Source organism: Falsirhodobacter sp. alg1 (genome assembly GCF_000739715.2).
Lineage (GTDB): Bacteria > Pseudomonadota > Alphaproteobacteria > Rhodobacterales > Rhodobacteraceae > Falsirhodobacter.
The window spans coordinates 1-474 of record NZ_BBJC02000145.1; the positions used below are offsets into that span (position 1 = coordinate 1).

General features: G+C 61.4%; 1 protein-coding gene and 1 pseudogene. Both read left to right on the plus strand.

Annotated elements, in window-relative coordinates; all coding sequences use genetic code 11:
• Positions 1-332: pseudogene (locus TR36_RS15385) on the plus strand (hypothetical protein); the annotation flags it as partial.
• 1 nt (position 333) lies between these two features.
• A complete protein-coding gene (locus tag TR36_RS16285) occupies positions 334-429 on the plus strand; it encodes a flagellar basal body rod C-terminal domain-containing protein (protein WP_237763621.1) in 96 nt (31 codons plus the stop codon).
• Positions 430-474: the final 45 nt, after the last annotated feature.

The window sequence follows — 474 nt, forward strand, 5'->3', positions numbered from 1 at the left end:
AGGGTGATATCACAACGCCCGAGCCTGTTCTGACGCGGATGCACGTCCTGAATCCGCTGGAAGACATGATCGGGCTATCGGCCGACCGGCTGGACGAGGTTCCCAGCGCCATGCGCGCTGTGGCAGAAGAGGGGCGGGGCGTTGTCGTGCTTTTGCGCGACGTCAGCCGCACTCTGGCCCCGGCAGGGGAGGCTTCGCCCCACACACTACGGAATTACGGCATCGGCGCGCAGATCCTTGCGGCGCTGGGAAGATCAGGCCGATTTTGCGACGGCCCGCTACGACACGCTGCACACGGCAGAGCTCGGGCAGGGCGTGGATACAGATGTTGAGATGCAGAATCTTCTGCTGATCGAACAAAGCTATGCCGCCAATGCCAAGGTGCTGTCGGCGGTCGATCAGATGATGCAACGGTTGTTGGAGCTGTAGATGTCGGCAATTTCCCTGGCCGATATGGCCCAATCCTTTGCCCTG

Bases quoted from the DNA above. Each gene is read 5' to 3' on its own strand.
- TR36_RS16285 (WP_237763621.1), top strand. From the start codon at position 334: ATGCAGAATCTTCTGCTGATCGAACAAAGCTATGCCGCCAATGCCAAG.